Source organism: Rahnella perminowiae, assembly GCF_019049695.1.
Taxonomy (GTDB): Bacteria; Pseudomonadota; Gammaproteobacteria; order Enterobacterales; family Enterobacteriaceae; genus Rahnella; species Rahnella perminowiae.
The window spans coordinates 1-25,253 of record NZ_JAFMOT010000146.1 but is presented as its reverse complement, the minus strand read 5'-3'; the positions used below and the strand labels follow the sequence as shown (position 1 = coordinate 25,253).

Annotated in this window: 26 protein-coding genes and 1 pseudogene; 15 read left to right on the top strand and 12 right to left on the bottom strand. The window is 51.2% G+C overall.

Going from position 1 to position 25,253, the window contains the following annotated elements; all coding sequences use genetic code 11:
* The first annotated feature begins 55 nt into the window (after nucleotides 1-55).
* The gene (yacL, locus tag J1781_RS02165; protein WP_129953172.1) at nucleotides 56-421 is read left to right on the top strand and encodes a protein YacL; all 366 of its coding nucleotides are present in this window, start codon (nucleotides 56-58) and stop codon (nucleotides 419-421) included.
* 3 nt (nucleotides 422-424) lie between these two features.
* Here the strand turns inward: yacL and yddG are convergent, their stop codons facing one another.
* The 7 genes from yddG to J1781_RS02130 form a co-directional block, all read right to left on the bottom strand.
* The gene (gene yddG / locus J1781_RS02160; RefSeq protein ID WP_217233142.1) at nucleotides 425-1,303 is read right to left on the bottom strand and encodes an aromatic amino acid DMT transporter YddG; all 879 of its coding nucleotides are present in this window, start codon (nucleotides 1,301-1,303) and stop codon (nucleotides 425-427) included.
* 103 nt (nucleotides 1,304-1,406) lie between these two features.
* Nucleotides 1,407-2,282 carry a hypothetical protein gene (locus tag J1781_RS02155; protein ID WP_217233141.1) on the bottom strand — a complete coding sequence of 292 codons (876 nt, stop codon included), beginning with the start codon at nucleotides 2,280-2,282 and terminating at the stop codon, nucleotides 1,407-1,409.
* Nucleotides 2,283-2,615: 333 nt separating this feature from the next.
* Complete coding sequence (locus J1781_RS02150) at nucleotides 2,616-3,305, bottom strand: SDR family NAD(P)-dependent oxidoreductase (RefSeq protein ID WP_217233140.1); 690 nt, start codon at nucleotides 3,303-3,305, stop codon at nucleotides 2,616-2,618.
* Nucleotides 3,306-3,337: 32 nt separating this feature from the next.
* Entirely contained in the window at nucleotides 3,338-4,516 is a 1,179-nt protein-coding gene (locus tag J1781_RS02145; RefSeq protein WP_217233139.1) for a sialidase family protein, read from the bottom strand.
* Nucleotides 4,513-5,934, bottom strand: coding sequence for a sodium:solute symporter family protein (locus tag J1781_RS02140; RefSeq protein ID WP_217233138.1), 1,422 nt, complete (start codon nucleotides 5,932-5,934; stop codon nucleotides 4,513-4,515). Before J1781_RS02140 ends, J1781_RS02145 begins: the two co-directional genes overlap by 4 nt.
* 84 nt (nucleotides 5,935-6,018) lie before the next feature.
* Nucleotides 6,019-6,906, bottom strand: coding sequence for a dihydrodipicolinate synthase family protein (locus J1781_RS02135; protein WP_129953166.1), 888 nt, complete (start codon nucleotides 6,904-6,906; stop codon nucleotides 6,019-6,021).
* 43 nt (nucleotides 6,907-6,949) lie between these two features.
* Nucleotides 6,950-8,086: an iron-containing alcohol dehydrogenase gene (locus J1781_RS02130; protein WP_217233137.1), complete on the bottom strand. Its 1,137-nt coding sequence runs from the start codon at nucleotides 8,084-8,086 to the stop codon at nucleotides 6,950-6,952.
* A gap of 191 nt (nucleotides 8,087-8,277) precedes the next feature.
* Here J1781_RS02130 and dtnK point away from each other — a divergent pair, with 191 nt between their 5' ends.
* The 3 genes from dtnK to J1781_RS02115 are packed head-to-tail and all read left to right on the top strand — an operon-like array spanning nucleotide 8,278 to nucleotide 11,386.
* Nucleotides 8,278-9,618 (top strand): D-threonate kinase, encoded by a 1,341-nt coding sequence (gene dtnK / locus J1781_RS02125; RefSeq protein ID WP_238483176.1) that lies wholly within the window; start codon nucleotides 8,278-8,280, stop codon nucleotides 9,616-9,618.
* Nucleotides 9,611-10,591, top strand: coding sequence for a D-threonate 4-phosphate dehydrogenase (locus J1781_RS02120; protein ID WP_129953164.1), 981 nt, complete (start codon nucleotides 9,611-9,613; stop codon nucleotides 10,589-10,591). Before dtnK ends, J1781_RS02120 begins: the two co-directional genes overlap by 8 nt.
* 36 nt (nucleotides 10,592-10,627) lie before the next feature.
* The gene (locus J1781_RS02115) at nucleotides 10,628-11,386 is read left to right on the top strand and encodes a DeoR/GlpR family DNA-binding transcription regulator (protein WP_217233136.1); all 759 of its coding nucleotides are present in this window, start codon (nucleotides 10,628-10,630) and stop codon (nucleotides 11,384-11,386) included.
* Nucleotides 11,387-11,459: 73 nt separating this feature from the next.
* Here the strand turns inward: J1781_RS02115 and speD are convergent, their stop codons facing one another.
* The 3 genes from speD to J1781_RS02100 form a co-directional block, all read right to left on the bottom strand.
* Nucleotides 11,460-12,254, bottom strand: a complete 795-nt coding sequence (gene speD, locus J1781_RS02110) for an adenosylmethionine decarboxylase (RefSeq protein ID WP_129953162.1) — start codon at nucleotides 12,252-12,254, stop codon at nucleotides 11,460-11,462.
* A gap of 28 nt (nucleotides 12,255-12,282) precedes the next feature.
* On the bottom strand, nucleotides 12,283-13,158 hold the full coding sequence (gene speE, locus J1781_RS02105; protein WP_129953161.1) for a polyamine aminopropyltransferase: 876 nt from the start codon (nucleotides 13,156-13,158) through the stop codon (nucleotides 12,283-12,285).
* 214 nt (nucleotides 13,159-13,372) lie between these two features.
* Nucleotides 13,373-13,720, bottom strand: coding sequence for a YacC family pilotin-like protein (locus J1781_RS02100; protein ID WP_013576967.1), 348 nt, complete (start codon nucleotides 13,718-13,720; stop codon nucleotides 13,373-13,375).
* Nucleotides 13,721-13,928: 208 nt separating this feature from the next.
* On the opposite strand from J1781_RS02100, the gene cueO reads away from it, so the two are divergent.
* The 11 genes from cueO to J1781_RS02045 all read left to right on the top strand — a co-directional run bounded on the left by cueO (nucleotide 13,929) and on the right by J1781_RS02045 (nucleotide 23,015).
* Nucleotides 13,929-15,533 carry a multicopper oxidase CueO gene (cueO, locus tag J1781_RS02095; protein WP_217233135.1) on the top strand — a complete coding sequence of 535 codons (1,605 nt, stop codon included), beginning with the start codon at nucleotides 13,929-13,931 and terminating at the stop codon, nucleotides 15,531-15,533.
* Nucleotides 15,534-15,792: 259 nt separating this feature from the next.
* Nucleotides 15,793-16,341 (top strand): PTS glucitol/sorbitol transporter subunit IIC, encoded by a 549-nt coding sequence (gene srlA / locus J1781_RS02090; RefSeq protein ID WP_129953159.1) that lies wholly within the window; start codon nucleotides 15,793-15,795, stop codon nucleotides 16,339-16,341.
* 47 nt (nucleotides 16,342-16,388) lie between these two features.
* Nucleotides 16,389-17,378, top strand: a complete 990-nt coding sequence (gene srlE, locus J1781_RS02085) for a PTS glucitol/sorbitol transporter subunit IIB (RefSeq protein WP_217139491.1) — start codon at nucleotides 16,389-16,391, stop codon at nucleotides 17,376-17,378.
* Nucleotides 17,379-17,387: 9 nt separating this feature from the next.
* Nucleotides 17,388-17,750, top strand: a complete 363-nt coding sequence (gene srlB / locus J1781_RS02080) for a PTS glucitol/sorbitol transporter subunit IIA (protein WP_129953157.1) — start codon at nucleotides 17,388-17,390, stop codon at nucleotides 17,748-17,750.
* Nucleotides 17,751-17,772: 22 nt separating this feature from the next.
* Entirely contained in the window at nucleotides 17,773-18,552 is a 780-nt protein-coding gene (gene srlD / locus J1781_RS02075; protein WP_129953156.1) for a sorbitol-6-phosphate dehydrogenase, read from the top strand.
* 52 nt (nucleotides 18,553-18,604) lie between these two features.
* Complete coding sequence (gene gutM / locus J1781_RS02070; RefSeq protein WP_129991337.1) at nucleotides 18,605-18,967, top strand: transcriptional regulator GutM; 363 nt, start codon at nucleotides 18,605-18,607, stop codon at nucleotides 18,965-18,967.
* Nucleotides 18,968-19,046: 79 nt separating this feature from the next.
* Complete coding sequence (gene srlR / locus J1781_RS02065) at nucleotides 19,047-19,820, top strand: glucitol operon DNA-binding transcriptional repressor SrlR (protein WP_217218875.1); 774 nt, start codon at nucleotides 19,047-19,049, stop codon at nucleotides 19,818-19,820.
* Nucleotides 19,813-20,778, top strand: coding sequence for an arabinose-5-phosphate isomerase GutQ (gene gutQ / locus J1781_RS02060; protein ID WP_217218874.1), 966 nt, complete (start codon nucleotides 19,813-19,815; stop codon nucleotides 20,776-20,778). The genes srlR and gutQ overlap by 8 nt, the downstream gene beginning before the upstream one ends.
* A gap of 111 nt (nucleotides 20,779-20,889) precedes the next feature.
* The gene (hpt, locus tag J1781_RS02055; protein ID WP_129953152.1) at nucleotides 20,890-21,426 is read left to right on the top strand and encodes a hypoxanthine phosphoribosyltransferase; all 537 of its coding nucleotides are present in this window, start codon (nucleotides 20,890-20,892) and stop codon (nucleotides 21,424-21,426) included.
* 430 nt (nucleotides 21,427-21,856) lie between these two features.
* Complete coding sequence (locus J1781_RS02050; RefSeq protein WP_217233134.1) at nucleotides 21,857-22,216, top strand: tlde1 domain-containing protein; 360 nt, start codon at nucleotides 21,857-21,859, stop codon at nucleotides 22,214-22,216.
* 307 nt (nucleotides 22,217-22,523) lie between these two features.
* Nucleotides 22,524-23,015, top strand: a complete 492-nt coding sequence (locus J1781_RS02045) for an Hcp family type VI secretion system effector (RefSeq protein ID WP_217233143.1) — start codon at nucleotides 22,524-22,526, stop codon at nucleotides 23,013-23,015.
* A 987-nt stretch (nucleotides 23,016-24,002) separates the two neighbouring features.
* Here the strand turns inward: J1781_RS02045 and J1781_RS02040 are convergent.
* Nucleotides 24,003-24,285, bottom strand: a pseudogene (locus J1781_RS02040) (transposase); the annotation flags it as partial.
* Nucleotides 24,286-24,895: 610 nt separating this feature from the next.
* A partial coding sequence (locus J1781_RS02035; RefSeq protein ID WP_217233133.1) for a DUF5680 domain-containing protein occupies nucleotides 24,896-25,253 on the bottom strand: 358 nt, incomplete at its 5' end.

Here is a 25,253-nt window from a genome sequence, read left to right as displayed (position 1 = left end):
TTGAAAGGGAGCTTCGGCTCCCTTTTTTATTGTGATTTTTCCAGAGGACTGCGCCATGGATTACGATTTTTTACGCGACATCACCGGTGAGGTCAAAGTGCGTTTTTCAATGGGCCACGAAGTGCTGGGCCACTGGCTGAATGAAGAAGTGAAGGGCGACCTGAGCGTGCTCGATCACGTTGAAGCCGCGCTGAGTGAGCTGAAAGGCAGCGAACGCCAGACGCAAATGGTTGGTCATGAATACACGCTGTTGTTAGCCGACGATGAGGTGATGATCCGCGCCAATCAGCTGGATTTCGACGGTGATGAGATTGAAGAAGGCATGAGCTATTACGACGAAGAGAGTCTGGCATTTTGCGGTGTCGAGGACTTCCTGCAAGTCCTCGCTAAATACCGTTCTTTCGTGACGACCTATCGCTAAAACTTATTTACCCCGCGAGGCGGTCCAGCAGAGCAGCGAACCGCCGACTACCATCAGCACCCCCGGCCAGAAACTCGCGCCCGGCAGGGTGTGCAGCCATAATCCGGCAATCAGAATCGATGACAGCGGCGTGAAGTACGACAGCGCAGCCACCAGCGTCGCATTACCCTTTTTCATCGCGATATCCCAGCATTGATAAGAAATAGCCGTCACCGCGCCCATTGCCAGCAGTTCAAGAATCGCCGGTAATCTCAGGCTGATGCGGTTCGATGAATAGGTAAAGTACAGCACCCACAGCACGGCACCGGTCGCCAGCAGAAACAACGGCAGCACGCCTTTACCTTTACACAATACGCGCACCAGATTGGAATACAGCGCCCATGAAACGGCAGCACCCAATGCCAGACCATAAGCCACCGGGTTGCCGTGCACATTACGCATTAGCTGACGAATATCCAGCCCGTGACCGCCGCTGATCGCCCATAACACGCCTGCAAACGCCAGTACTGCCCCCGGCCAGATCCACCAGCGTACGCGTAATTTCAGCAACGGAACCGCAAACAGCAGCGTCAGACTTGGCCACAAATAATTGATCAACCCGAGTTCCAGCGTTTGCTGCCGGGTATGCGCCAGACCAATGGCCAGCGAAAACGCCACCATATAAAAGATAAATAACAGACCGCAGATGATCAGATAGGCCGCAGATTCGCCGCGCAACGTTGGCTTGCCGCCGACCATCCAGACTAAAATCCCACTGACAGTATAAATTGACGCGGCCGCGCCAAAGGGCCCCAGAGATTCGGACAAACTGCGGGTGAGCGCCACGCTCATACTCCACAATAAAATGGCGAGAACGCCACACAGCGTTGCAAAACGATCCATAAGAAAGGTAAGCCTCTGGAAAAGGAGGCTTTTAAGATAAGCGATTGTCCCGGTTATTTACACCGGAACAATCCGCTTGAGGGGCGCTGAGTTGCTGAAATCATCAGAAGTAGAAACCGACTTCCAGACCCACGGTGGAAGTGGTGGTCGCGGGCTGATAATAACCGACGGTACGTCCGTTCAGATCACCTTGTTTCTCGTCAGACTTACCGTATTTCTGATGCACATAACTGGCTTTCACAAAAACATCTTTGTTGATATTCCAGGTCAGGCTGGTAAATGGCGAAAGCCTGGATTTCGGCTCCAGCCAGACCGAGCCCTGATTGCTGTGCGTCCAGGTTTTAATCGGATACAGCGCACCGCCTTCCAGACTCAGACGTGAATCTGTGGTCATTTGCCAGTTCGCACCCAATGACGCTTTAGCGTAAGGTTGCACAGTCACTTCCACGGCGGTGTACTGCCGCGTGGCATTTTCTGAGGCGATATAAACATCATCAGAGCGGATATTTCTCAGCCATGCCTGGCCGCCAAGCGCGCCTTTCATATCGAAAGAAACACTGTCGGATGCCCAGTAACGGTAGCCGCGGGTCATGTCCGCACTGTAGCCGGTGTAATAGGTTTTGCCCTTGAGCGATCCGTTTTGCACGTTGGCCTGATCGTCAAGCGTACTGCCTTTATAACGGACGATCCCGAACATGACGCTCATGTCCCAGGCTTTTAATAAGCCGCTTTGCGTATCAAGATAATTATTGGATCCGAAATTAACGCGCAGGCGCGGGCCATGTTCAGCAACATATTTACCGTCCATATTATCGACGGATTCGTCCCACTTATAATATTCAGCACCGTAACTCACATAGTGCCGCATCCCTTCAGTATTGCTGCTTAACAAATTTTCCCCGGCCCGGGAAACCCCGGAAACCAATAAAGAACTCGCGACCAGCAGGCTGGATACGGTCTTTAATTTAATCATTTTCATGTTTTATTTCTGCTTGCGGTGGATGGAGCTGTTTGCTTAGTAAGCAATGACGCGATGCTAATGGGCGGGCGGGGATAATTAAAGCAATTTATCTGTTTTTAATAAAAAAGCGATCTTTTGATCTGCCATAAGCTAAATTATTGGTTATAGATAAATTATATTTGATTTAGGGTTTGTGTATTGTTTTTTAAATTTGGCTTAGTAGCTAGATCGATTGACGATAAATTTGACTTAAATAAAAATTTAATCACTCCTTAACTATTAATTTGCCTTAAGAAGTATAGCCGGTTTTTATACCGGCCAGGATATTTTACTTAAGGATCGCTTATTGAGTTACAGCGATGCGCCGCCGCAAATGATTAATTGCTGACCGGTAATCGCAGCCGCAGAAGGAGAAAGTAAATAACAGACTAAATCGGCAACTTCCTGAGGCTGAATAAACCGGCCAATCGGTGGCAATTTAGGCGGAGAACTTTGCCGTTGCGGATTATCCAGCATCGGGGTTTGTGTCGCGCCGGGAGCCACAATATTGACGGTAATGCCGCGCGGTGCCAGCTCTGCTGCCCAGCTGCGCACCATGCCGGTCATGGCGGATTTTGTGGCGACGTATTGGCTGCGACCGGCGGCACCCGATGACGTCCGGCTGCCCAGCAATACGATGCGCCCGCCGTCGGGCATTTTATCTACCAGCCGGTCAGCCAGCACTTCTGCCACGCCAATATGCAGTTTCCACAATGCTTCGCTGGCCTGCAGATCCAGTTGCCCCAGCGGTGCTGCTTGCATCATGCCTGCGGCGTGAACCACGGCATCCACCTGAGGCAGTGTTTCCAGAAATGCCGTCAGTTGTGTCGTGCCGGTGATATCCAGCAGGATACCGGTAAAGTGAGGATGAGAAAAACTCACTTCACGGCGCGCCAGTCCGGTCACTCTCCAGCCCTGCGCCAGCAGTGTCAGGCACACCGTTTCGCCAATGCCTGAGCTGCATCCTGTCACCAGCGCGTGTTTACTCGGTGTTGAGTTCATGGCTTACTCCTGACAATGAGGCCGGGGCGGTATCAGCCTTTTACCCAGGATTCTTCGACGCAGACGTATTTGATCGCCTGCCTGTAGTAGGTGAAGGCGATATGCAGTTCGCCGTTCAGCCCCTGCCTGATGCTGGGATAAGAAAATTCGCGGTTCAGTTTTTGCTGTGAGTTATTGGTCATGCAATAGCCATCGCCGGTTTCCAGATCGCGCAGGTATGGCCACGAGCGGCCACCGTCTTCCGAAATCGCCAGTGTCATCGGTGCGCGCGGAGCGCCCCAGAAGGCTGTGCGGCCACCGGTTTCCCCCGGCGTTTCGGTGCGTACGTCGTCGTCTTCATCTTCAATCTCGTCATACAGCGAGGCCCGGCGTTCGCTGGCATCGGCGGCGCTGAGATTATTGAAGACCATCGCCAGATGCCCGTTGGCGAGCGTCGTCACCTGAATCGATGAGTTATTGTTAGGCAGTGCGGTCGGTTGCGGCGCGCTCCAGCTATTGCCGCTATCCACGGAACGGCTCTGGTAGATGAAATCTGCCCAGCGGCTGCGGTACAACGCCAGCAGGCTGCCGTCGTGCAGCGGCGTGATGTTCATATGCACGCAGCCGGTGCTTTCTGGCACTGCCACGTCACGCCAGGTTTTGCCCTTATCACTGGAAATTTTGACGGCGCTGTCGTCATTGTTGCCGACCCATTTTTCACCGGGCTGTGTGCGGCAATAAAATACCGGCAGCAGCCAGTCACCGTTGGCCAGCACGGTGACCGGCTGACGGATAAAAGTGCCGGGCTCACCGAGTAATGTACCGATTTCTCCCCAGCTTTTTCCCATGTCGTGGGACTGACGAAAACGCACAATCGCGGTGTCCTGATTGCCGGATTTCTGCGCGGTGTACATCAGCCAGAGCACATTATCCGGGTCAAGAAACAGCACCGGATTTTGCTCGGAACGGCTGGCATCCTCTGAAAGTTTCACCGGCCGGCTCCAGACCTGCGCACCTTTTTCCAGGCGCGACAGGTAAATGGAAATATCAGCGATACCTTCCTGGGTACCGGCAAACCATGTGCATAACAGGCTGCCGTCGGGTAAAGGCAGCAGATTGGCGGCATGATTTTGCGGACAATCCGACGGCAACATAGCCTCACGGCGCGCGGCGTCATGTTCAGCAATATGAACTTTGCCGCTGCGTTCGACGGTTAGCGTTTCAGTGATCATCTTAGGGCTCCAGACTTTTGAATAATGTGTGCATTTTTGTTTTTATTGGTGCGCTGTGGGATCAGACGGTCAACCAACATAATGATGGCCGGTGTGACCAGCGCGATATACATGTTATTGATACCAAATGGATCGCCGAGCAGGTACCAGACGGAGGTCACTACGCAGGCACCAATCAGACCGGCATTTGCACCGTGCGCACTTTTAAAGAACGGCAGATAAAAGGCCATCACCGCGACCACGGAAATCGACAGACGGATAGCGCGGGTGAAGAACGACAGCTTCAGCACTTCCGGCACCAGTAACACGAAAATCAGCGGCAGGAAGCCAATCAGCAGCGACAGCCAGCGGGTCATTTTGAACTCGCGCTCCGGCGTCGGGTTGCGGTAAGGCACGTAGAAATCTTTCACAATCAGCGAGGCAATGGCCAGCGCGACGGTACTCACGCTGACGAAAATCGACGCCACCAGCGAGGTAGTGACCAGACCGGCAAGCCACGGATTCATGTCCTGAATGAAGATTGGCAGGGCATACAGGCTGTTCATTTCAGGATGCAGAAACTTCGCCGCGACACCGATCATGCCAATCGCCAGCGCAATCGGAATGCAGAAGAAGAAAGCAACCCAGGTTGCGCGTTTGGCAGACTCGGCGCTTTTGGTCGATGAAATCGCCTGAATGACGAATTGCGTACAGAAGATGGAGCCGATGGTGCCGATCAGCCACGCGAAGATGGTGCTGGCACCGATGCTGCCGTCCCACGTCCAGTAGAAATCAGGCATCTCTTTGACCATCGGCATCACGCCGCCGGTCATGTGCAGTGCGATGCCCAGAATGATCAGTACGCCGATGTACTTGAGGGCGCTGTGCAACATGGTGACCCACGCCATGCCTTTCATGCCGCCGAAGGCGAAGTAGAACGTACTGACCACGGCGGTGATAAACGCCGCGACCGGCAGGTTCACTTTCAGCACGGTGGAAATTGCCGCCGCACCGCTGACGTAGTTACCGACGTTCACCAGCAGCAGGGCGTAAATCATGATGAGCGAAATAATGTTCTTGGTGGTATTGCCGTACTTCTCGGCAATCGCCCCGGAAATGGTGATTTTTCCGGTGTTATAAATGCGTTTTACCAGCAGTAAACCGAATATCGGGAAGCCGATGGCCGCACCCAGGATCGACCAGGACGCGGCGAAACCGCCTTCAAACGCCGCCTGTGCGGTACCGATGGTGGATTTTGCGCCGATGTATTCCGACATCAGCAACACGCCGACGATAAAGGCCGGCATTGCACGCGAGCCTTCCATGAAATCGCCGTTGGTTTTACTGCGTAACCGGTAGGTCAGCCAGGTGGTAAACACAATGTAGGCCAGAACTATACCGATGATAATTAACGTATCTGATGAGCTAAATTCTTTCATTTTTTCCTCACACAGCGCGTAGGGGACCCTGCCTGCGGATTTTCATGCGCAGGTGTCGGTGGATTCAGAAGGTGTAAGGCGCGTTTAATCGCGCAAATTAAAGGTCTTAATAACGGTCAGGATCTTTTGTGTATCGTCCTGCGTGAATTCGACCGGATACCGGCTTTCACCCACGTTAAAACCGAGCAGATTCACGGCTTTTTTAACCACAGCCGGGGAAAATGCGATGCTGTAAAGATCGGTTCGGATCTGATTGATATCGGCCTGAACGATTTCGGCCGCTGGCGCATTGTTTTCCTGCCAATGGCGGTAAACGGCATTCACCTGAGCAGGAATAATATTGGCGATACCGGAAATACATCCGGCACTGCCTTCGGTGAAACCTTTGTAAATCAGTGAGTCTGGCCCGGTCAGCACATCAAAATCCGCAAACTGACGACTGACCTCATGGAAGCCGTGCAGGCTTTCCCACGAACCGGCGCTGTCTTTAATGCCTTTGATGTTCGGATGGTCGGCCAGCACACGCACGACCTCTGGCGTCAGCGTATTGCCGGTGCGGGCGGGAATATTGTAGAGATACACCGGCACGGTCAGCGCATCGGCCACCGCGCGAAAATGCGCGATCAGTTCCTGCGGACGCAATGCCGCAAACCACGGTGTAATCACTGACACGGCGCGCACGCCGAGTTTTTCAATCTGTTTGCCCAGCCTGAGTGTGTCACGGGTAGAAATCTCGCCGACATGCGACATCACGCCCGTGTCATCCCCTGCGGCTTCAAGACAGATTTCTGTTACCTGAATTTTTTCCTGCTCGCTGAGCATAAAAAATTCCCCGTTGGTGCCGTTGCAGAAAATATTATTACCTGCCTGTTTCTGGCGTTTTACCTGCTGGCGCAATGCGTCGCTATCGAGTTTTCCGTCAGCGGAAAAGGGCGTCACAATCGCGGTATAAACTCCGGTAATGTTATTCATCTTATTCTCTTCACGTCGTTGTCATCGGATACGAAATAAGGGGTTATCTGATGCTGCGGTAAATTTCTTCTATTTGATTTTTCTCAACCGGCATGGGCACATTTTTAATCAAACGTTGTACCTCTATTGCCCCCTGCGACAAATAGGGAATGTCGTCAGGTGTGATATTCAGCTGGCTTAATTTGACCGGTAAATCCAGGCGATGTACCAGTGCGTCAAAATATTCCACCAGCGCATAGGATTTTTCTTCCTCACTTAATTTCCGGTCAGCGTCCGGAATTAAATCCCAGGCGCGGGCGAATTTACTGACCGCAGACGGTCGTACAAACGCCATGCACGGTGCCAGCAGAATGGCATTCGCAATCCCATGAGGAATGTGATATTTCCCGCCGAGCGGATAGGACATCGCATGCACCATATGCGTACCGGCATGGGCAATCGACGCGCCGCCGTAATAAGACGCCCACAGCATATCCAGCCGTGCTGCCAGATTTCCCGGCTCAGCGACGGCCGTTTCGATACTGGCGAACAGTTTCTTCATGCCGACCAGGGCAAAGTTGTCGCTGACCGGACTGGCGATCACTGACGTAAAGCATTCGAACAGATGGCACAGCGCATCAATGCCGGTGGAGGCCGCGATGTGCGCAGGCATACTGGTGGTCAGTTCCGGCACCAGCGCCACATAATCAGGCAGCATCACTGGCGTAATAATGCCGACTTTGGTTTCCTTTTCCGGGATAGCCAGAATCGCGTTTGGCGTGGATTCTGACCCGGTGCCGGCAGTGGTCGGGATCAGCAAAGACGGGGTGCGGCGCTGCGGCTTTTCACCGGCCAGCAGGCTTTCCAGCGTGACGTTTTCATCGCCCGCACAAAGCAGGGAAAGCAGTTTTGCCACATCCAGCACGCTGCCGCCGCCTGCGCCAATCACCAGATCTACGACAGGCTTTTTCAGCGCGCTTAGGATCGCCGTAACGTCATGCTGGCTTGGCTCCGGCGGCACGTTATCAATTACCGTCACCTGACAGCCTGCTTTCTGCATCTGTGTTATCAGCGATTGCACCGGCGGCAGGCCGATAATGTTCTTATCGCTGACCAGTAGCACCTGTCGTTTTCCGGTCAGAAGGTAGCCAATGTCCTGTAATGACTGATAACCGCTGATGATCGTACTGTTTATATTCATGCCTGATTCCTGCCGTCTGAGTCTTTTGTAAGAGTGAGTTCAATCACCAAAGGTCGATATGCCTCACATCGTCAGGGCAATTTATAGGCGAAATTGAAGTTGAATAATTTGATGTTGCTCACATATAATCAATCATGATTGAATATAATCATATCCAGCAAGATTAACCCAACCCGATCCTTTACGGAGCCATGATGGCTGAAACACTGACAATCCCGGCGTATCGCACGCCTGCCGCGCTTCTGGTTATCGCTGACGATTTTACCGGCGCGAATGACACCGGCGTGGCGCTTGTCCGCCAGGGGCTGACCGCGCATGTGCAGTTTGATATTCAGACTGAAGTGCAGAGGGGCAGCAGCGCAAGCGCGGTGATTTACAGCAGTGACAGCCGGGCGCTGAGCGCGGCACAGGCGGCACAGAAAGTGACTCTGGCTGTGCAGGCGGGAATGGCGGCCATCTCTGGTCAGCATTGGGTGTTTAAGAAAATTGATTCCACTCTGCGCGGCAATTTAGGGGCAGAAACCGAAGCGGCGCTGACGGTGCTCCATTGCCCGCTGGCGATTGTCGCTCCCGCTGTGCCTGCACTTGGTCGTGTGGTGGCGGATGGTAAATGTTACGTCAACGGCCAATTGCTGACTGAAACCGAATTTGCGAGCGATCCGAAAACGCCGGTGCATACCGCCAGCATAGCAGAGCGACTGGCTGAACAGACGTCGCTGAAACAGCACCACGTCAGCCTTGAAGCGTTACGAAGCGGTGATTTGCACAAAGTGATATTTGCTCTTGTGGCGTCCGGCGTCCGCATTCTGATAGCGGACAGCGAGACGCCAGAAGATCTGAAGCTGATTGTTCAGGCCGCTGAAAGCCTGCCATTCAGACCGCTGATGGTGGGGGCTTCCGGCCTTATCCATGCGCTGACCGATGCCGCGTTGCATGACAATGAACATCCTCCGGTGATATCCGGTAAGAAATTGCCGTTGCTGGCAGTGGTCGGTTCGATGAGTGAAATCGCCTTGCAACAGGTGGCCTGCGTAATGCAGCACAGGGCGATTTCGCTGCTGGATATCGATGTTATGCCTTTGTTTTCAGATGAATTTATCGATATACAGCAAACGCTGGTCGCGCAGATTTCTCAAGCGCTGGCGCAGGGCAAACACTGTGTGATCCGCACGTCGCAGGGCGCAGAACAGCGGCACCGGATTGCGCAATTTTGCCAGCAACATGACATCAGCCGCTCGCAGATGGGCGAGCGGATTGCCGCCTTTCTCGGGCAACTGATCCGGCACGTCTTACAGCAGACGCATCCGGGCGGCATTTACCTTACCGGTGGTGATATCGCGCTGGCGGTGGTTCGTGCGCTCGGGGCAAAAGGTTTTGAAATTAAAGGACAAATTGCAGGCTGCGTTCCCTGGGGCTATCTGCAAGGCAGTCAGATTCACCGGCTGCCGGTCATGACCAAGGCCGGAGGGTTCGGTACCGAAAGTACGCTACTTGAAGTTTTACGCTTTATTGAGGAGAAGTTGAGTGACTAAAATTATCGCAGTAACGATGGGTGACCCTGCCGGTATCGGCCCTGAAATTATCATTAAAGCGTTGGCTGAAGGTGAGCTTTCCGGCACGAAAGCGGTGGTGGTCGGTTGCGCCGCCACATTCCGCCGTATCCTTGGCTTAGGTATCACGCCTGCAGCGGAACTGCGTATTATCGATGACGTCTCGCAGGCGAATTTCGCGCCCGGTGTGATTAACGTTATTGACGAACCGCTGGCAAATCCTGATGCACTGGTGCCGGGCAAAGTGCAAAAAGAGGCCGGGGATCTGGCTTATCGCTGTGTAAAACGTGCGACAGAACTGGCCATGGCCGGACAGGTGCACGCCATTGCTACCGCACCGCTGAATAAAGAAGCGCTGCATTCTGCCGGGCATATTTATCCGGGACATACCGAACTGCTGGCGAAACTCACTGACAGCCGCGACTACGCGATGGTGCTTTACACCGACAAACTCAAGGTTATCCACGTCAGCACGCATATCGCGCTGCGTAAATTCCTCGATACGCTCAGTCACGAGCGGGTAGAAACGGTGATTCAGATGGCGGATACCTTCCTGCGTCGCGTCGGTTATGAAAATCCACGTATCGCTGTCGCCGGTGTGAATCCGCATGCGGGTGAAAACGGGCTGTTCGGTGATGAAGAAATTAAGATTGTCGGGCCGTCGGTAGAGAAAATGAAAGCCAAAGGAATTAACGTCTACGGTCCATGCCCGCCGGATACGGTTTTCCTGCAAACTTATGAAGGGATGTACGATATGGTGGTCGCGATGTATCACGATCAGGGCCATATCCCGCTGAAACTGATGGGATTCTATGACGGGGTGAACATCACCGCCGGTCTGCCGTTCATCCGCACGTCGGCTGACCATGGCACCGCGTTTGATATTGCGTGGACAGGAAAAGCCAAGTCTGAGAGCATGGCGATCTCTATTCAGTTAGCCGTACAACTGGCGTAATTTCGCGTCAGTGGCGCAGAGCAAAAAGGAATCACGTTGACCGGACAAAGCCGCCTCGATCAGATTATGGATTATCTGAAAAGCCATAATCTGGTCACCGTAGAACAACTGGTTGCCGCCATTGCGGCATCTCCGGCGACTATTCGCCGCGACCTGATAAAGCTGGATGAACAGGGCGTGATCAGCCGCAGTCATGGCGGTGTGACGCTCAACCGGTTTATTCCCAGCCAGCCGACCACCAATGAAAAACTGCAGCGCAGTTTGCAGGAAAAGCAGGCCATAGCAGAAGTCGCCGCTGCGATGGTGAAACCGGGGGACGCTGTGGTGCTGGATGCGGGTACCACGATGCTGGCACTGGCGCGTAACCTGACGCATTTGCCACTGCGGGTGATCACCGCCGATCTGCGTATCGCGCTGTTTTTATCAGAGTTTAAGCAAATTGAAGTCACGATTATCGGCGGACGTATCGACGACAGCAGTCAGTCTTGTGTTGGCGAACATGGCCGTCGTTTGTTGCGCAGCGTTTACCCTGACATTGCTTTTGTCAGTTGCAACTCGTGGAGTCTGGATAAGGGCATCACCACGCCGACGGAAGAAAAAGCCGGGCTGAAGCAGGATCTGGCGGTGAATGCACGTCGCCGGGTGTTGCTGGCCGACAGCAGTAAATACGGTGCGTACTCGCTGTTTTGCGTCACGCCGCTGGCTGAGATGACGGATATTATTACCGATAAAGGGCTGAACCGGGATATTCAGCAGGCACTGGGCGAACAGCCCTTTACGCTGACACTGGCCTGATTTACTCCCCCCGCCAAAACCAAAAAGGCCGGACATTGTAAACATGCCCGGCCTTTTCTTTATTCAGCCCTGATCAGACTGACGGAAGATTGCGACCGTAATAAATTTCCTGCATTTCTTTGTACAACAAATCGGTGATTTCCTTGCGTTCTGCGGCACTCAGTTCTTCCGGTTTGGCATTAAACAAATAATGCTTCAGATCGAATTCTTTCAATAACATCTTGGTATGAAAGATATTTTCCTGATACACGTTGACGTCCATCATGTCGTACAGCGCTTTTATATCCTGCGACATGAAGTTCTGAATCGAATTAATGGAATGGTCGATGTAATGCTTAACGCCGTTCACGTCACGGGTGAAACCACGCACACGGTAGTCGATAGTGACGATATCCGATTCAAGCTGATGAATCAGGTAGTTCAGCGCTTTCAGCGGTGAAATCACCCCACAGGTCGAGACTTCAATGTCGGCGCGGAAGGTGCACAGGCCCGCTTCAGGATGGCTTTCCGGATAGGTATGCACGCAGATATGGCTCTTATCCAGATGCGCGACCACCGAATTCGGCAACGGGCCCGGATGCTCAGTGTTATCCACATCACGGGGATCCACCGGCTCTTCGCTCACCAAAATCGTGACGCTGGCACCCTGTGGTTCGTAATCCTGTCGCGCTACGTTGAGAATATTGGCACCGATAATGGAGCAGGTTTCGGTGAGAATTTCCGTCAGACGGTTGGCGTTATATTCTTTGTCAATGTAGGCAATATAGCCGTCACGATCATCTGCGGTTTTGGCGTAGCAGATATCGTAGATACAAAAACTCAGGCTTTTGGTCAGGTTGTTGAAACCGTGCAGTTTCAGCTTTTGCAATTTAGTTCACCCCCTTATGGATGCGGTATCAGCGCGCGGCTGACAGGGCATTCAGTAAATATTGCGGCAGGGCAAAGCTGCCATGATGAATCGCCGGATTGTAATAACGACAGGTGATGTCTGCGGCGTCAAAACGCGCCTGCAAGGTGTGGTTATCCATCTGGCGATATTCCGGGCTGTTTGTCGCCCAGGCGAAGGTCATGATGCCACCGTAATAAGTCGGGATCGCAGCCTGATAGAAACTGACATCACTGAAGTAATGACTCAGTTTGGTGTGGCTGTTCACCGCTTCATCCTGCTGGAGGAAACACACGCCATTTTGTGCCACAAAAATGCCGCCCGGATTGAGGCAACGGGCACAACCTTCGTAGAACGCCGACGTAAACAGGCTTTCGCCGGGGCCGATAGGATCGGTGCAGTCGGAGATGATCACATCGAAGGTTTCAGCACTCTGATTAACGAAGTTCACACCGTCGTCGATCACCAGTTTGAAACGCGGATCATCATACGCACCGGCATTATGGTTAGGCAGATACTGGCGGCAAAACTCCACCACGCCGGCATCAATTTCCACCATCGTGATCGCTTCCACGCCTTTATGGCGGCACACTTCGCGCAGCATGGCGCCGTCACCGCCGCCAATGATCAACACCTTTTTAGCGTGGCCGTGGGCGAACAAAGGCACATGGGTCAGCATTTCATGGTAAATGAATTCATCACGCTCAGTGGTTTGCACCACGCCGTCGAGTGCCATGACGCGACCCAGCGCCGCATTTTCGAAAATGACCAGATCCTGGTGATCGGTTTTTTCACGGTATAACTCTTTATCGACGCTAAAGTACTGACCAAAATGATCGTGCAGCGTCTCATACCATATTTCTTTGGATGACGAGTTCCGGGACATGTCGTTGTTTCTCCTGATCAATCGCAGCCATAAAAATGGGCGCACATGATAGCTAACTCTGCCTGCCCATGCACGGTTGAATTTCAGACAGGTGAATGTAGGTTAAGTGTAGACGAGGCTGTCGTGGCGCGAAAAGTTGGGGAAAGCGGGGGAAGGGAACAGGCTCCGGCATCACAATGACGGAGCACACGGCTGAAAAACCGACTGACGGAATTCAGTTGGTGTAGGCCAGTAAACTCAGCGAGTCACGCGCCAGAGACTTACATTTTGTCGGTTTAGGCACGGCGATCCCGCTCAGATCACGGTAGCTTTCTTCGCCCATCGACTGCATGTTAAAGCTGTTGTAATTGCTCAGATCCCAGCGGTTTTGCTGTGCGAAAAATACGATAGCCCGTTTGATTTGGGTATTCGGCAGTTGTTCGTAACCGCAGTTATTTTTCAGATAAACGAAGACGGCCGTCAGGTCCGCCAGATCTTCCGCTTCGGATTCACTCAGCGCCTGACTGGCGGAGGAGAAACCGAGCAGCGACAGTAATAACAAACACAGTGTTGTTTTTTTCATGGGTGTGTTCTTGTTCTTGTAGATTGAAAGTCAGGAAGACTTGGCTCACAGGCAGTTAAAAGGACGTTACCATATTTGCGCTGAGCGGCACCAAATTTCTTTTGCCGCGAAGGCGCTTGACCTTCCCCTTAGGGGAAGGGGTAGGCTGTTGTACTATTATGGCACGTTTGCGCCATCCGTCTGGTCACCCCCTCATAAGGACTGAAAAATGAACCGTCGCGATTTCGTGAAGTGGACGACCCTGATGGGCGCTGCCACTACGCTGCCTGGCTGGAGCCGCTTCGCGCTCGCTGCAGACCGCCCGGCATTGCCTGTTCCTGCATTACTTGAACCGGATATCCACAGCGCCATTACGCTCACATTACAACGCGGTCAGAGCCAGTTTCTGCCCGGTGTGAACACCGAAACCTGGGGCATAAACGGTAATCTGCTCGGCCCCGCGCTGCGTATCCGTCGCGGTAAACCGGTCAGTGTCACCATCAATAACCGGCTGGATGTGGTCAGCACCGTTCACTGGCACGGGCTGGAAATTCCCGGTGATGTGGATGGTGGTCCGCAAGGTCTGATCGGACCCGGTGAGAATCGCAAAGTCAGCTTGCAACTCGATCAGCCCGCGTCGACCTGCTGGTTTCACCCGCATCCGCATCAGACCAGCGGTTATCAGGTGGCGATGGGGCTCGCCGGGCTGGTGCTGATTGAAGATGAAAGCAGTGATCTGTTACAAATCCCGAAACGTTGGGGCGTGGATGATATTCCGGTCATTTTGCAGGATAAGCGCTTAAACGATGCCGGTAAAATCGATTATCAGATGGACGTCATGACTGCCGCCGTCGGCTGGTTTGGGCAGCACATGCTAACTAACGGCGCGGTGTATCCGCAGCACGGGATCTCCCGTGGCTGGGTACGTTTTCGTTTACTCAACGGTTGTAATGCCCGCTCACTGCATATCGCCACCAGCGATCAACGGCCGATGTATGTCATCGCCAGTGACGGCGGTTTCCTGCCTGAGCCGGTGAAAGTCAGTGATCTGCCGTTACTGACAGGCGAGCGTTTTGAAGTGCTGATTGATTGCAGCGACGGCAAAGCGTTTGATCTGGTCACGTTGCCGGTGAAGCAGATGGGCATGACGCTGGCACCGTTCGATAAACCATTGCCGGTGTTGCGTATTCAGCCGACTTTGACTCAAAGCGGCAGTGCATTGCCGGACACGCTGGTGCCGCTGCCCGCGCTGGTGTCAGTCGATAATCTGCCGACCCGCTGGCTGCAACTGATGATGGATCCGCAGCTCGATCAGCAGGGTATGGCGGCGCTGATGAAACGGTACGGACACAATGCGATGGCCGGAATGCGCATGGATCATGGCGGGGATGAGATGGCAGCCATGCCGGGAATGTCTGACTCCGCCCACGACGGGCATGGCGGCATGGCCGGGATGGACATGGGTAAATCATCCGCGGGTTACGATTTCATGCAGGGCAATAAAATTAACGGTAAAGCCTACGACATGAACGCTCCTGCTTTCGATGTGAAACAAGGCCGGTATGAGAAATGGACTATCTCGGGCGAGGGCGACATGATGCTGCATCCTTTCCATATCCACGGCACACAGTTCCGTATTCTTTCTGAAAACGGTCAGCCCGTGGCGGCCCATCGTCAGGGCTGGAAGGATATCGTGCGCGTTGAAGGTGCCCGCAGCGAAGTGCTGGTGCGTTTTAACCATCTTGCCGGTAAACAACATGCCTACATGGCGCACTGCCACCTGCTTGAACACGAAGATACCGGCATGATGCTTGGCTTCACAGTATCAGCGTAATCCGTATAACTGATTTCCTTTCTGTAATTTCTTAAAAATCAGCGGGCCGGAGCCATTATCCGGCCCGCCCCTTTCTGTATCTTCCCTCGTCCCTGTCTTTACCTGTGCGCTCTCATGATTTTTAATCTTTCAAATTGAAAGATTAAACTTTCAAAATATGATCAATATATAATTAATATAAATTCATAATGATTATATTTCCTGCGTGGAGTGACAAAACATGAAAGCTTAAACCCACGTATCCCTACAGGAGAAGATGATGATTGACGTAATAACGCACGGTGCCGGGTGGTTTATCGGCCTGTTTCAAAAAGGAGGAGAAGTGTTTGTCGGGATGGTCACCGGCATTCTGCCTCTCCTGATTAGTTTGCTGGTGGTCATGAACGCGCTGATCGTTTTTGTCGGACAGCGGCGGATCGAACGTCTGGCGCAGCGCTGTGCCGGGGATCCGGTTTCACGGTATTTGCTGTTACCGGTGATTGGCACCTTTGTTTTCTGTAACCCGATGACCCTCAGTCTTGGCCGTTTTATGCCTGAAATCTACAAACCCAGTTATTACGCTGCTGGCTCTTACAGCTGTCATTCCATGAACGGCCTCTTCCCGCACATTAACCCCGGTGAGTTGTTTGTGTATCTCGGCGTTGCCAGCGGGCTGACCACGCTGGGATTACCGCTCGGACCGCTGGCCGTCAGTTATTTCCTGGTCGGCATGGTGACTAACTTCTTCCGCGGCTGGGTCACGGATCTCACCACACGCATCTTTGAACGCAAGATGGGCATTCAGCTTGATCGTGAGGTTCGGCTGTAATCAGCGTCAATTCTAATCAGGTCAAATTCTAAAAAGCGGAGCAGAAAATGAGCGTTACGATTCGCATTAACCGGGGTGAAGGTGGCTGGGGGGGACCGTTGTTGATTGACGCGGTGCCCGGCAAAAAAGTGATGTATATCACGGCGGGCACGCGCCCGGCGATCGTCGACAAGCTGGCAGAACTGACCGGCTGGGAAACGGTAGACGGTTTTAAAGAAGGTGAACCACCGGCAGAAGAAATCGGTGTGGCGGTGATCGACTGCGGCGGTACGTTGCGCTGCGGCATCTACCCAAAACGGCGCATCCCGACCGTTAACATCCATTCGACCGGTAAATCAGGCCCGCTGGCACAGTTTATTACCGAAGACATTTATGTTTCCGGTGTCCGTGAGCATGACATCGTGCTGGAAAATGCAGACGCCGCTGAACCGGCCACGGTGACGGCTAAACCCGCACCGGCTGGGGCAGGGCGTGATTACGACACCACAAAAAAAATCACCGAACAGAGCGACGGCCTGCTGGCGAAAGTCGGTATGGGCATGGGCTCCGGCGTGGCCGTTTTATTCCAGGCCGGGCGCGACACCATCGATACCGTGCTCAAAACCATCCTGCCGTTTATGGCCTTCGTGGCGGCGCTGATCGGCATCATTATGGCCTCGGGTCTGGGCGATCTGGTGGCGCACGGGCTGACGCCGCTGGCGAAAAGCCCCGTCGGGCTGGTGTTGCTGGCGCTGATCTGTTCCTTCCCGCTGCTTTCTCCTTTCCTCGGCCCCGGCGCGGTGATCGCCCAAGTCATCGGTGTACTGGTCGGGGTGCAGATCGGGCTGGGCAATATCCCGCCACATCTGGCACTGCCTGCACTTTTCGCCATCAACGCTCAGGCGGCGTGCGATTTCATTCCTGTCGGGCTTTCATTGGCTGAAGCCAAACAAGACACCGTGCGCGTCGGTGTGCCTTCGGTGCTGGTCAGCCGTTTTCTGACCGGCGCGCCGACGGTACTTATCGCCTGGGCCGCTTCCGCTTTCATTTATCAGTAAGGAGTCACTGTGCAAACCATTTATCAAACCACGATTACGCAAATCGGCGACTTCGCCCGTGAAGCCTTAACCGACCAGATGCTGATCACCTTCCGTGAAGGTGCGCCGGCGGATATTCAGGATTATTGCTTCATCCACCGGCACGGGGACATGCAAGGGGAACTGCACCGTGGTGCGTACATGGAACTGGCAGATGTGCGTTATCCGGTGACTGCCGTGGGAGAGGTGGCAATGCAAAATTTGCGTGAACTGGGGCATATCACTTTGCGTTTTGACGGCAGTGCCGAAGCGGAATTTCCCGGCAGTGTACATGTAAAAGGCACCGCGCCCGACGATATTCCGCTGGGCAGCGTATTGAAATTTATCGATTAACTAGCAGAGTCAGGAGTCAGTAATGGAACAGGTTGCAGTCGTGATCGGCGGGGGGCAGACGCTGGGCGCATTTCTCTGTCAGGGGCTGGCTGAATCCGGCTATCGCGTGGCGGTGGCGGATCTGAATGAGGAAAATGCTGCCTCCGTGGCAGAGCAGATTAACCGGCAGTTTGGCGGGGAAAGGGCATTCGGGTTTGCTGTTGATGCTACCCGTGAAGCCAGCGTAGTCCGGCTGGCGAAAGCGGTGGATCAGACGTTCGGCAAGGTCAGTTTGCTGGTGTACAGCGCGGGGATGGCGAAGGCATCGCCGATCACGGATTTTGCCCTCAACGATTTTGACCTCTCGTTGCAGGTCAATCTGGTGGGGTACTTCCTCTGTGCCAGGGAGTTTTCCCGTCTGATGATCCGCGACCGTATTCCGGGACGCATCATCCAGATCAATTCTAAATCCGGCAAAGTGGGCAGCAAACATAATGCCGGTTACAGCGCGGCCAAGTTCGGCGGCGTGGGGCTGACGCAGTCTCTGGCGCTGGATCTGGCGGAATATGGCATCACCGTGCATTCACTGATGCTGGGCAATTTACTCAAATCGCCGATGTTTCAGTCATTATTGCCGCAGTACGCCAAAAAACTGGGCATTCAGGCCGACGAAGTCGAGCAGTATTACATTGATAAAGTGCCGCTCAAACGCGGGTGTGACTATCAGGATGTGCTGAATATGCTGCTGTTTTATGCCAGCGATAAAGCCTCTTATTGCACCGGTCAGTCGATCAATATCACCGGCGGTCAGGTGATGTTCTGATGTGTTCCGCCTCTGTTTACAGGGGCGGATTTTTGACATAAAGGAGAAGATAATGACCCCGACTTCGGCATTAATACTCTGTGCGGTACTGGCCTGGGTGGCACAAATCGCACTCGGCTGGTGGCAGTTGCAGCGCTTTAACCGGGCATTTGACAGGTTGTGTATGCAGGGAAAGGTGGGCGTCGGGCGTTCCGGCGGACGTTTCAAGCCGCGAGTGGTACTGGCGCTGGCTTTCGATAAACAGGAAAAAGTCTGTGACGGATTTTTACTGCGCGGCCTGACAATTTTCGCCCGTCCTCAGCCGGTCACGACGCTTAAGGGCATGAGCCGGGAACAATTGATGTCAGGTGTGATCTTCCCGAAAGATCCGAATATTCAAACTGCACTATCATTAGCGATTGAACCGAAATCATGATATTTTCACTTTAAAAGCTATTATCTTTCAAAAAGAATGATGGCTGTGAATTTATCTTAAAATTTGAGCGAAAATCGTGATGAAACCTAAGCAACGGCAGGCGGCGATACTGGCGCATTTGCAGCAATTTGGAAAAACGGCGGTGGACGATCTCGCCACGCATTTCGCCACAACCGGCACCACTATCCGCAAAGATCTCACCCTGCTGGAAGAAGAGGGCGCAGTGATCCGCACTTATGGCGGTGTGGTGCTCAGTCGTGAAGAAGGCGACCAGCCTATCGACCGTAAAACCCACATCAATACCGGCAAAAAACTGCGTATCGCCCGCGCAGCTATCGGGGAGATCCAGGACGGCGACTCGCTGATTTTTGATGCGGGCAGCACCGTGATGCAGATGGTGCCTTTCCTCAGCCAGTTTAATAACATTACGGTTATGACCAACAGCCTGCATATCGTCAATGCGCTGGTCGAGCTGGATAATGACCAGACCATTTTGATGCCGGGCGGCACCTACCGCAAAAAATCCTCTTCCTTCCACGGCAGTCTGGCCGAAAGCGCGTTTGATAAATTCAATTTCGATAAGCTGTTTATCGGTGCTGATGGTGTCGATCTGGATGGCGGCGTCACGACATTCAACGAAGTTCACGGTGTCAGTCAGGCAATGTGTAAAGCGGCTGAACGTATTTTCCTGCTGGTGGATTCATCAAAATTTGGTCGTAAAAGCCCGAATGTGGTGTGCCATTTAGGTAAGGTCGATACGCTGATCACGGACAGCGGGCTTAGCAGCCAATACCGTGATGCCATCGAAAAATTAGGGATCCGCATTATTCTGGTCGGGGAAGACGATGAGTGACGCATTACTGAATTACGCCCGTGAAACGCTGGAAATTGAAATTGAAGAAGCCCGCCGGTTACTGACGCGTCTGGATGATAATTTCCTCTGCGCCTGTCGCTTGTTGCTCAATTGCACCGGCAAAACCGTCGTTTCCGGCATGGGAAAATCCGGTCATATCGGCAAAAAAATTGCTGCTTCACTGGCCAGTACCGGCACACCGGCGTTCTTTGTGCATCCTGCCGAAGCATTGCACGGCGATCTGGGTATGATCGGCAGCGAAGATGTGCTGATTTTTATCTCTTATTCCGGCCGGGCAAAAGAGCTGGATCTGATCCTGCCGTTGCTGAAAGAAAACCGAACCCGCCTGGTTGCCATCACCGGCGGCAAAGACTCTCCGCTGGCGCTGGCGGCAGATTGTGTACTGGATATCAGTGTCGAGCGCGAAGCCTGCCCGATGGGGCTGGCACCGACCTCGAGCGCGGTGAATACCTTAATGATGGGGGATGCGCTGGCGATGGCACTGATGCGGCATCGCGGTTTTGGCGCAGAAGACTTTGCCCGTTCCCATCCCGGCGGCAGCCTGGGTGCGCGGTTGCTGAACCGCGTACATCACCTGATGCGCACCGGCGATCGTCTGCCGGTGGTGGACAGCCGGAAAAATGTTATGGATGCGATGCTGGAACTGAGCCGCACCGGTCTGGGTCTGATCGCGGTATGTGACGCCAGCCTGCACGTTGCCGGTGTGTTTACCGATGGTGATTTGCGCCGCTGGCTGGTCAAAGGCAATAGCCTGAACGATCCGCTGGTCAGCGCCATGAGCCGTCCGGGATATCTGCTTCCGGCGCAATGGCGGGCTGGTGAGGCGCTTGAAGCACTGCATCAGCAGCATATCAGCGCCGCGCCGGTGGTCGACAGCGAAGGTGTGCTGGTCGGCGCGATCAACCTGCATGACCTGCATCAGGCCGGGATCGGCTGACACCAGCGTTACCCATCAACCGGTTCTTTGATATAATCCTTTCCACTATATGGTCGCTGTTTTTCTGAAAAGCAGCGATAAATATTCTTAAATCAGGTGGCTAGTCTTTATATGAAACATCGTGTTGACGTCATGATTTCCGAGCAGGAAGTCAAAACCCGAATTGCCGAATTGGGCCGTGAAATCACCGACCACTACCGCGACAGCGGCAGCGAAATGGTGCTGGTGGGATTGCTGCGCGGTTCCTTCATGTTTATGGCTGACCTGTGTCGCGCCGTAGATGTGCCGCATGAAGTGGACTTCATGACCGCCTCCAGCTACGGCAACGGCATGTCCACCACCCGCGACGTTAAGATCCTTAAAGATCTCGATGAAGATATTCGCGGTAAAGATGTGCTGATTGTTGAAGACATCATCGATTCCGGTAACACGCTGAGTAAAGTACGTGAAATCCTGCAACTGCGCGGTCCGAAATCCCTGGCCATCTGTACCCTGCTGGATAAACCTGAACGCCGTGAAGTGGACGTAAAAGTGGAATACGTGGGTTTCCCGATCCCCGATGAATTCGTTGTCGGCTATGGCATCGATTACGCCCAGCGTTACCGCCATCTGCCGTATGTCGGCAAGGTTGTGATGCTCGACGAGTAGTGATTAGCTACCCGATTTAGCTATTTCCGGCGCGGGTAACAGTGAATTTAAATGAAAACGGCCTTCAGATTTGGAGGCCGTTTTTTTAATTGCTTAAAAAACAAATAATATATTTAGCTAATCTATTTTCATTCCATAAACATAAAATTGAAATCCATAGGGTTTAAGTATAAGTTATTTTTAATGATCACATACATCATTATAGTTTTGTATAAGCTCTGGTTTTTAATGGAACGAATAATGAAAAGATGTTTGTCAGAGATGAAATTATAAATAAATGATAATCTTCTGGAAGATTAACGACGTCAATATGAATGATGCATGAGGCGATTTTATGGGTCATGCCGATAGTTTATATTCATGATATCTATGATTGTGTCATAAAGTCTCAAACAAAATCACCATGATTAACCAAACAAGGATTGATATCATGACATGGGAATATAATCAACGTACCGGGGAGTTGAGCCATAACGGACAACTTTTTAGGCAGGGCTATAGCGGACATGGTGCAGGGATAAATAATCCAGCTATGGAGTCTGTGAGCAGTCAGGGTTCAATCCCAAAAGGTTATTATCGTATAACAGGAGCACATAATACCGTTACGCCTGTCACCATCATATTGGAACCTATTTTGGGGACTAATACATATGGGCGAGACCTGTTCAGAATCCATGGCGGTTCAAGGGGAGGCGGACGCAATGCATCGAATGGTTGCATCATCATTGATGGCGTAAGTAATGGTGAACAAATCATGAATAGCAGTGACACGATTCTGGTGGTCAGATGATGAAAATTTTACTGTCTTTTTTATTAATGTTTTCATTTTCGGTAGCCGCCACGATGCAAAAAACTTCCATGCAGTTAACTCATCAGATAAAAAATCAGGGTGCTCTCCCTTCTTAAAGGTGGGGCTTTACCCTTCAGTACCGATAATGTATGTGCTTTACCCTTTTATAGCATCAAAGAACCGGAATTTAACCAATATGTCGTTGATGCAATTCAGGCTCTTTATAAGGTTCCGAACAGCAAAGCGTGTATCGATACTATTGTAAATACTATCGGACAATCAAATGGATTTATAGATGACAATTAATATGGGCATTCCTGTTTATATGTTTTTGTATGATGATGGCGGCAATATTATTAAGGGTGGCGTTGACATTCGAGGCCGTGAATACAGTGTGGAAGTGTTAGGACTGCATCACAGTGTACATATACCAACCGATAACCATAACGGTAAGTTCACCGGAACCTGCCAGCACCTTCCGTTCCTGATAGAAAAAGAAATTGATTCATCTTCCCCCTATCTCTACAAAGCGCTTTCTACGGGGCAAACGCTGACGCGTGTGGAACTGAAATATTATCGAATCAACGATGCAGGGCAAGAGGTGGTATATTTTACTATTCTGCTGGAAAACGTGAGAGTCGTTAACCTGATGCCCGTGATGTTTGATATCAAAGATCCCGCGAAAGAAAGATTTAATCATATGGAAATCGCAGAATTCCGTTATGAGAAAATCACCAGGAAGTATGTGGATGGTAATATCCAATACGCAGATGCCTGGAATGAAAGGGCGACGGCATAGTTAGTGTGCAGATAATGGCATAAAAACTACGCAAAAAACCTCCTATTCTTGGACTTAGGTAACGATATTAATCAATTAAATTATATGGTTTTTATTTCAGTAACCATGCATTGACCACATCGACATGCTTCTTCAATGTAAAACATCCTTGCGGGTACTGCATGCAGTACCCTCCATAAACCCAGGGTTGGAATTCACTTACATTACAAAAAATATTTTAAACTAAATCAGAGGGTTCTTTTTCCTCCAAATGAAATTATCCCTATTTTTTATCCTGAAAAATAACCATGGTATAACCCAGGCGAGTAAAAATAAAGGTATCGCTAAAATGACAGAAAGATTAACAAGATTATAGATTTGGTAGAGTAACAGAACTAAAAGAGCGGAAAGAGAAATCAGGATGATTCGCAAATATAGAATTAATTTCCTCGTAGGTCTGTCAATATAGGCCATGATTATTTCAGCACCACAATAAGGACATAGGGTACTGTTTTTCTCTAATTTACTCTCACAAAACCCGCATATGGCATGCTCATCAATAGGATTGCTTTTCACGTAAACCTCTCGAACTAACTTTTGCTGTGTATGAATTATTGCTAAATATTATTTTATTTTAATTATTCTAATTGCTACTCTTTAATTCAATTGTACTTTACATAACTTCTTTTGAAATTTGCAAGGGGATTTTTTACCAACCTTAAGTGAATATGTAAGGGTTTTGTTCGTTTTTGGTGATGACTTTTCTGGCCAAGATTTTTCTTATTTTAAAATTTTAGATATAACCCTTGTTCTAACATGATAAAGAGTTTTTAAATATAAATTGTAACTAAGAGGTTTCCTAGTGAAGGCGCTTTATGAAATTTTTGTTTTGTAATAATTACTCAGGGTTTTATTTATGATGAGTTTTTCTGACAGATACAAGTGGTGCAAATGCGGGGCGTAGAGTCAGACATCTACAGGTTTGTACAGTACCGGAGAGACGCGCATCAGTTTCAGCAGACAGTAAATCCGGTGTATGCGTTTGTATTTCCAGACATGCCCCTGCCTGTGAAGCACCTGGCAAAGCTTCTTAAAGCCGTAGCGCGGATAACGTTCGGCCATCTCTGTCAGCACCTGGATCACCGATGCATCCCGCCATATTTCGCCTTCCGGCTGTAATAACGTGAAGGCGAAATATGGCCTTGCTGCAGATGTCTTTGACGGTGCGCCCGGCTTTTACAGATTTCAGAATGGAGATGGTCTGATACCCGGTGAAGCGAATTTTACGTATGGTGGCCTCTTCAGGGAACATAATCAGTATGCCGGAACATCTCTAAAAGAGAATGGCGCGGATTGCAGGGATACTTACACATGACCTTCTCAGCGCCTACCTCCATGATCCTGTATTGAACAAAAGTGACGCGTGTGGGTATGCCAGAAAGTGTACCGATTGTTTTAGGAAGTGGCTGACAGGGGATTTGTTATCTAAATCTGATTTATTCAACAAAGCCGCTCACTTTTTCTCTTGGGATACTTTTGTCTCATACGAAGGTTTTAAAAAAAGGGCGGGTAGTCTGCTTTTTCACACAGGAACGAGCCGAGCAACAGAGTGGAACTTCATCAAAGTAAAAAATAAAATTCATCCATTTCTGAAGTCAACACAGAATCAGAAAAAATACTCGTTTAAATATGGGTGTGGTGGCTGTAGCAAGCGAGGAAGAATATTGTATTCGAGCCGGTGAAGATATGCTAAAAGCTCGGACATTGGCTCATCCAGTGAGCCTCGATTAGGCAGTTACGCTATGGCATATCCAGTAACTGTTCCTTTGAATATTTATTTCCCCCGTAAGACGCCAGATTGTTGTCAGAAGTAATATAGCCTAACCTTATTGAAGGGGCGATTATACTAACATTCCTCCTGATAAAATTAAATTGTAATATATTTCATCATTAAATTGTATTGTTTCTTGCCCCTGGAATTTTTGGATAGAACCAAAAAGAGTATTGGAATAAACGAAACCCGAAGATTCATTTTCTCGGGGCCCTCTGATAGGATAGAGTTCATCTGCAAGGCCTTGATTTTTCATTGATAAGTCTTTCATTTTGCGAATGGTTTTTTCATCAATTCTATCATTGGTTGCACCGCCTTGATACTGCATAACCCATATGGGGAATTTTTTAAATGAAATGATTACTTGCCCGTAAATACTCCTCCCCTCCGTAAAGTAATTTCTATAGGTATAGCCACCATCATTATAC

What these genes read in the sequence shown, in the direction of transcription:
- gutM (WP_129991337.1), top strand. Translation starts at nt 18,605, where the DNA reads ATGACCCCGACTTCGGCATTAATACTCTGTGCGGTACTGGCCTGGGTG.
- J1781_RS02150 (WP_217233140.1), bottom strand. Translation starts at nt 3,305, where the DNA reads ATGAACTCAACACCGAGTAAACACGCGCTGGTGACAGGATGCAGCTCA.
- J1781_RS02135 (WP_129953166.1), bottom strand. Translation starts at nt 6,906, where the DNA reads ATGAATAACATTACCGGAGTTTATACCGCGATTGTGACGCCCTTTTCC.
- J1781_RS02050 (WP_217233134.1), top strand. Translation starts at nt 21,857, where the DNA reads ATGACATGGGAATATAATCAACGTACCGGGGAGTTGAGCCATAACGGA.
- yddG (WP_217233142.1), bottom strand. Translation starts at nt 1,303, where the DNA reads ATGGATCGTTTTGCAACGCTGTGTGGCGTTCTCGCCATTTTATTGTGG.
- J1781_RS02045 (WP_217233143.1), top strand. Translation starts at nt 22,524, where the DNA reads ATGGGCATTCCTGTTTATATGTTTTTGTATGATGATGGCGGCAATATT.
- J1781_RS02100 (WP_013576967.1), bottom strand. Translation starts at nt 13,720, where the DNA reads ATGAAAAAAACAACACTGTGTTTGTTATTACTGTCGCTGCTCGGTTTC.
- srlD (WP_129953156.1), top strand. Translation starts at nt 17,773, where the DNA reads ATGGAACAGGTTGCAGTCGTGATCGGCGGGGGGCAGACGCTGGGCGCA.
- srlA (WP_129953159.1), top strand. Translation starts at nt 15,793, where the DNA reads ATGATTGACGTAATAACGCACGGTGCCGGGTGGTTTATCGGCCTGTTT.
- dtnK (WP_238483176.1), top strand. Translation starts at nt 8,278, where the DNA reads ATGATGGCTGAAACACTGACAATCCCGGCGTATCGCACGCCTGCCGCG.
- cueO (WP_217233135.1), top strand. Translation starts at nt 13,929, where the DNA reads ATGAACCGTCGCGATTTCGTGAAGTGGACGACCCTGATGGGCGCTGCC.
- J1781_RS02130 (WP_217233137.1), bottom strand. Translation starts at nt 8,086, where the DNA reads ATGAATATAAACAGTACGATCATCAGCGGTTATCAGTCATTACAGGAC.
- speE (WP_129953161.1), bottom strand. Translation starts at nt 13,158, where the DNA reads ATGTCCCGGAACTCGTCATCCAAAGAAATATGGTATGAGACGCTGCAC.
- J1781_RS02145 (WP_217233139.1), bottom strand. Translation starts at nt 4,516, where the DNA reads ATGATCACTGAAACGCTAACCGTCGAACGCAGCGGCAAAGTTCATATT.
- hpt (WP_129953152.1), top strand. Translation starts at nt 20,890, where the DNA reads ATGAAACATCGTGTTGACGTCATGATTTCCGAGCAGGAAGTCAAAACC.
- gutQ (WP_217218874.1), top strand. Translation starts at nt 19,813, where the DNA reads ATGAGTGACGCATTACTGAATTACGCCCGTGAAACGCTGGAAATTGAA.
- J1781_RS02155 (WP_217233141.1), bottom strand. Translation starts at nt 2,282, where the DNA reads ATGAAAATGATTAAATTAAAGACCGTATCCAGCCTGCTGGTCGCGAGT.
- yacL (WP_129953172.1), top strand. Translation starts at nt 56, where the DNA reads ATGGATTACGATTTTTTACGCGACATCACCGGTGAGGTCAAAGTGCGT.
- srlE (WP_217139491.1), top strand. Translation starts at nt 16,389, where the DNA reads ATGAGCGTTACGATTCGCATTAACCGGGGTGAAGGTGGCTGGGGGGGA.
- J1781_RS02140 (WP_217233138.1), bottom strand. Translation starts at nt 5,934, where the DNA reads ATGAAAGAATTTAGCTCATCAGATACGTTAATTATCATCGGTATAGTT.
- srlR (WP_217218875.1), top strand. Translation starts at nt 19,047, where the DNA reads ATGAAACCTAAGCAACGGCAGGCGGCGATACTGGCGCATTTGCAGCAA.